6 protein-coding genes are annotated in these 5,580 nt (G+C 48.9%); 2 read left to right on the forward strand and 4 right to left on the reverse strand.

The features are described 5' to 3' along the window. The coding region (locus tag ACTHSP_RS17195; RefSeq protein ID WP_440346529.1) for a hypothetical protein at window positions 1-369 on the forward strand (369 nt) is incomplete at its 5' end. A 45-nt stretch (window positions 370-414) separates the two neighbouring features. On the opposite strand, the gene ACTHSP_RS17200 is transcribed toward ACTHSP_RS17195, so the two are convergent. Next, window positions 415-1,131, reverse strand: a complete 717-nt coding sequence (locus ACTHSP_RS17200; RefSeq protein WP_314512593.1) for an S-methyl-5'-thioinosine phosphorylase — start codon at window positions 1,129-1,131, stop codon at window positions 415-417. A gap of 66 nt (window positions 1,132-1,197) precedes the next feature. Further along, window positions 1,198-2,268, reverse strand: a complete 1,071-nt coding sequence (locus tag ACTHSP_RS17205; RefSeq protein ID WP_314512591.1) for an AI-2E family transporter — start codon at window positions 2,266-2,268, stop codon at window positions 1,198-1,200. Window positions 2,269-2,471: 203 nt separating this feature from the next. On the opposite strand from ACTHSP_RS17205, the gene purM reads away from it, so the two are divergent. Further along, window positions 2,472-3,506, forward strand: coding sequence for a phosphoribosylformylglycinamidine cyclo-ligase (gene purM, locus ACTHSP_RS17210; RefSeq protein WP_314512589.1), 1,035 nt, complete (start codon window positions 2,472-2,474; stop codon window positions 3,504-3,506). Between the two features lie 74 nt (window positions 3,507-3,580). Here the strand turns inward: purM and ACTHSP_RS17215 are convergent, their stop codons facing one another. Both ACTHSP_RS17215 and ACTHSP_RS17220 read right to left on the reverse strand, forming a co-directional pair. Next, complete coding sequence (locus ACTHSP_RS17215) at window positions 3,581-4,792, reverse strand: acetate kinase (protein WP_070461921.1); 1,212 nt, start codon at window positions 4,790-4,792, stop codon at window positions 3,581-3,583. Window positions 4,793-5,004: 212 nt separating this feature from the next. Then, a partial coding sequence (locus ACTHSP_RS17220; protein ID WP_440346530.1) for a PrpF domain-containing protein occupies window positions 5,005-5,580 on the reverse strand: 576 nt, incomplete at its 5' end.

Consider the following 5,580-nt stretch of genomic DNA (forward strand, 5'->3'; position numbering starts at 1 on the left):
CCTAAAGGCTTGTTGGTGCAAAAAGGCTGGAATATTTGGCTTTATGGCGATATCGAACTGCATTTCTCCGACAATCGGCTGACACAGATTCGTGCTGATTTTCAGCCTGATACTGCATTAAGCGGCGGCCGTTGGGTAAAGTTGAATCCGTGGTTTTTTGCAAATGGCTGCCTTGATGTATATGCCGTCATTCAACGCTTGGTACAACGCAATATCGATTTTATTAAAACGGAAACGCATACCAATTTGATTTTGCAGCTGCAAAGCGGGGTCGAATTGATTTTTGAAAAATGCCGGGGTATGCAACTTGCCTCGTTCCGCAAACAAAAAGCCTCCCTACCCCATTGGGCGCGTGAAACGGCTTCTTAAATAAACAATGCCGTCTGAAAACATTATTTCAGACGGCATCGTCAGTTACAAACCATTCAATAATTGTCGGATTTTCGTCATCGCCATAGAAGTCTGTTCATCACAGCCCTCAGTCCCTACTCCGCTATCAAAGCAATCAATGCTGCTGACGCTGCAAAAGTGGGCATAGGCCATTTTTAACTCTCTGGCCAAAACGGCTTCGGGCATACCGGTCATACCGAGTACATCTACGCCGTCACGTCGATAACGGGCGATTTCTGCGCGGGTTGGACGGCGCGGGCCTTGCAGGCAGCCATAAACGGCGGAATCGTAAATCGGCACATTATGCGCTTTCGTGATATTCAACAATTCTTGTCGCAATTCATCGCAATAAGGGTTGAAAAAATCGGTATGGACAACCGGGCATTCTTGGCCTTCAAAAAAAGTATCTTTACGGCCATAGGTATAGTCAATCAAATCGTCCGGCAACACCAGACTGCCGTTTTCAAAATCGGGATTGATACCGACGACTGAGGAAATGGCAATGATGTTTTCAACGCCTAAAGAATGTAACGCCCAAATATTGGCTCGGTAGTTGATTTCATGCGGCGCGATGGTATGGCTGAAGCCGTGTCGGGCAAGAAAAACAATATCCAAGCGCCCCAACCTGCCGAACAAAATAGGGCTGCTGGTTAAGCCGTATGGAGTGCGTACGATTTTTCGTTCAGTAATTTCGAGTTCCGGCAGTTTGGTCAAACCGCTGCCGCCGATAATGGCTAACATATAGACTTCCTTTGTTATCAATGGCCGTCTGAAACTTGGATTTCAGACGGCCTTAATATTATCGATTTATTTATGTTTGTAGAAATGGCTGCCGAAATAGGCAGATGCACCTTCACGCAATAAAACCAACGTGACGGCGGCAAGCGGCAGACCGGCAAGCATACCGACAAAACCCATCAGTTGTCCGAAAGCCATCAACGAGAAAATCACCCAGAATGGAGACAAACCAATGCGGTCGCCAACGATTTTAGGCGTAATGAAAAAGCTTTCCAAGAATTGTCCGACACCGAATACAGCCCAGACCATCAACAAACCCTGCCATGAGCCATATTGTAAAAGCGCGGCAACTGTTGCCAGCAAAAGGCCGGTAAATGCACCCAAATACGGAATAAATACCAAAATACCGGCAATCATACCGATGGCAAAGCCGGAATCCAAACCGACCAGCATCAAGCCTAATCCATAAACCAAGCCCATAATCATCATAACCATCAGCTGGCCGCGCAGAAACTCGCCTAAGACTTCGTCCATATTGCCACTGATACGCGTGTAGGTCTCGATAAAACGGCGTGGAACCAGTTTGCTGATTCCGGAAGACCAGCGTTTCCAATCCAACAAGAAGTAATACAGCAGCAAAGGCAACAACACCAAATTGCTGACGCCGCTGATCACGTTGCCGCTTTGACGCATCAAGGTCGGAATCCATTCTTTGAGCGTATTGCTCAACTCATCAGTATGCGACTGCAACCATGCGATGATTGATTCTTGGTCGATTTGAATATAATCCCCGCTGACGCTGTTGAGCCACGGCAGCAGTTTGTTTTGAACAAAGCCCACGATTTGCGGCAGACGTTCGGCCAGATTGTTAAACTGGTTCAACAACATAGGCACGATAATCAACGCCAACGACAGCAACACTAGCAAGGCAAACGTCATAATAATCATAGAGGCCGGTGCGCGGCGGATACGCTTTAATTGCAGCCACTCGACCAAGGGATTCAAAACATAGGCCAAAACGGCGGCCACGATAAACGGCGTCAAAACATCGCCTAAGGCATATAAAAGCCAAATAAAGGCTGCGATAACGCAAGCCATAATAATCCACGGTTTTACACTGCGCGCTTTCTTTTGATACATAAAAAGGTATTTCCCAATTGATGTTTAAGGTTTTCGAAATAAATAAGCAGTATAACAGATTCACAAAGGCCGTCTGAAAGCGAGACGGCTATTAAGATAAAATAAAAATTGTTGACAATAATGCCAAAAAATTCAGCCTGAATCCTCCAATTTAAGATAAAATACGCTCCGACAATCTACCCATACCCGAATAAGGAAATCCAATGAGCACTTCTTTGAGCTATCGTGACGCAGGCGTGGATATCGACGCAGGCGATCAACTGGTCGAAAATATCAAACCTTTTGCCAAGCGTACTATGCGCCCTGAAGTGTTGGGTGATTTGGGCGGTTTCGGCGCTTTGGTCGAAATCGGCAAAAAATACAAAAATCCGGTATTGGTTTCCGGTACGGACGGCGTCGGCACCAAGCTGAAACTGGCATTTGACTGGGATAAACACGATACTGTCGGTATCGATTTGGTTGCCATGAGCGTCAACGATATTTTGGTTCAAGGTGCGGAACCTTTGTTCTTCTTGGACTATTTCGCTTGCGGTAAGCTGGATGTTGCCCGCGCGACTGATGTGATTAAAGGCATTGCCCAAGGCTGCGAAGAATCCGGTTGCGCTTTGATTGGCGGTGAAACTGCCGAAATGCCGGGCATGTATCCCGAAGGCGAATACGACTTGGCCGGTTTTGCCGTCGGCGTGGTTGAAAAAGAACGCGTCATCAACGGCCGCAGCATTCAGGCCGGAGACGTTGTTTTGGGCTTGGCTTCCAACGGCGCACACTCCAACGGCTACTCTTTGGTACGCAAAATCATCGAGCGCGACAATCCCGATTTGGACACGGAATTCGACAACGGCAAAACTTTGCGTGAAGCCATCATCGCCCCTACCCGCCTGTATGTGAAACCTATCCTTGCCGCTTTGGAAAAATTTACCATTAAAGGCATGGCCCATATTACCGGCGGCGGCATTACCGAAAACGTACCTCGCGTTTTGCCTGAAAATACCGTTGCACAAATCGATGCCAAAGCATGGAAATTGCCTAAATTGTTCCAATGGTTGCAAAAAGCAGGCAATGTGGAAACCCAAGAAATGTACCGTACATTCAACTGCGGTATCGGCATGGTCGTTATCATTGCCAAAGAAGATGCCGACGCGGTACAGGCATTCTTGAGCGAACAAGGCGAAACCGTTTACCGTTTGGGCGTTATTCGTGAACGCAACGGCGACGAGCATCAAACCCAAGTGGCTTGATTGAGTTGTAATTAAAAAAGTGCGGATGATGAGTCCGCACTTTTTATTGTTTATGGCCTAGGAAAATCTTCGCCCTAGCCTACTTCTTCCAAAAAGCCGGCCAACTGCGCCGTATCGTGTGCAATCATCAGCTCTTCATTGGTTGGCACCACCAAAACAGCCGGCATAGAACCTGTCGGGCTGATGATACCGGAGTTGCCGTAGCGTTTATCCATGTTGGCTTTGGTGTCGATGTGCAGACCCAAGAAATCAAGATAGGAAACGGTTTTGGCACGAATGTTACGCGAGTTTTCGCCGATACCGCCGGTAAACACGAGTGCGTCAACGCCGCCACAAGCCACAGCCATCGAAGCAATATATTTGGCAAGGCGGTAAGTCATTACTTCCAGAGCCAAACGTGCGCCTTCATGGCCTTCATCCGCAGCGATTTCCAAAGAACGACAGTCGTTGGAGAGTTCGGAAATACCGAGCAAACCTGACTTTTTGTTCAGCATTTCATCAACTTGGGCAACATCCAAACCGGCATGTGAAGTCAGATAGCTGTATACGCCCGGATCGATGTCGCCGCAACGGGTACCCATCACCAAGCCTTCAATCGGCGTGAAGCCCATACTGGTATCAACGGATTTGCCGTTTTTGATGGCGGTAATGGATGCGCCGTTGCCTAAGTGGGCAATAATCATGCGGATGTCTTCTAACGGTTTGCCCAAGATGCGTGCGGCTTCAGGGGCAACGTAACGCATACTGGTACCGTGGAAACCGTAGCGGCGGAAAGCGTATTTTTTACGCAATTCGCGCGGAACGGCATAAGTGTAGGCACGCTCCGGCATGGTTTGGTGGAACGAAGTATCCATCACGCCGACATTGGGCAGGCCCGGGAAATGTTCTTGTGCAGCCAAAATGCCGTTGATATTGGCAGGGTTGTGCAGCGGAGCGAGCGGAATGCAGGCATTGAGTTCGTCCATTACTGCTTGGTCGATCAAAACAGATTCGCTGTATTTTTCGCCGCCGTGGGCGATGCGGTGGCCGATGGCTTTAATGCGGTCGTGCAGGCCGTGTTTTTCAAGCTCTTTCAACAGCATACCTACGGCACCGGCATGGTCGTTACGGCCGGTCAAGGCTGTTTGGCATTTTTTACCGTCTTTGCTGAACGTAATGACTGCTTCGGGCGTACCCAAACGTTCGCCGAGACAGCTTAAGAGAACTTTGCCGTTTTTACGGTCGATAACGGCACCTTTGAGTGAAGAGCTGCCGCAGTTCAGAACAAGAATGAGTTGGTTGGACATGGTGTTTCTCCTTTGAATTTTTGATTGTTTTTTGGCTTCAGGCCGTCTGAAAAGAGCAAGAACATTTGAGAGCTTTCCAGATTGCCTTTGGTTTGGTGTTTAGTCAGGCTTTATGCCCAACCCTAATCTCCATTGCAGGTATCGCTACCTGACTAAAATCTGCTTATTTGGTTTTCAGACGGCCTTGTTTAATAGCGTGGCTGTCTGAAAACTTAAAAGCAATCTTCCGGCACTCGGACTTGTCCTTCCATAATCACGCGTGCGCTACGGCTCATGACCGCTTTGGTGGCCGTCCATTGTCCGTCCTGACATTCGGCGGCGGCACCGACACGCAGTGTGCCTGATGGATGACCGAAACGGATTTCTTTACGCGCTCCGCCTCCGGCTGCAAGGTTGACCAGCGTACCGGGCACGGCGGCGGCGGTAGCGATAGCAACTGAAGCAGTACCCATCATGGCGTGGTGCAATTTGCCCATGCTCAGTGCGCGTACCAATAAGTCGATGTCGGCGGCTTTGACGGTTTTGCCGCTTGAAGCGGTGTAATCGGCCGCAGGGGCGACAAAAGCGACTTTCGGAGTATGGGCGCGCGTAGCAGCTTCGGATACGTCGCTGATCAAACCCATTTTCAGCGCACCATACGCGCGGATGGTTTCAAATTTTTCCAGAGCCGCGGCATCGTTGTTGATATCGTCTTGCAACTCTTTGCCTGTGTAGCCCAAATCTGCGGCATTCAGGAAAATGGTTGGAATACCGGCATTGATAAGCGTGGCTTTCAGACGGCCTATATT

This window comes from Neisseria sp. P0001.S005 (assembly GCF_051963715.1).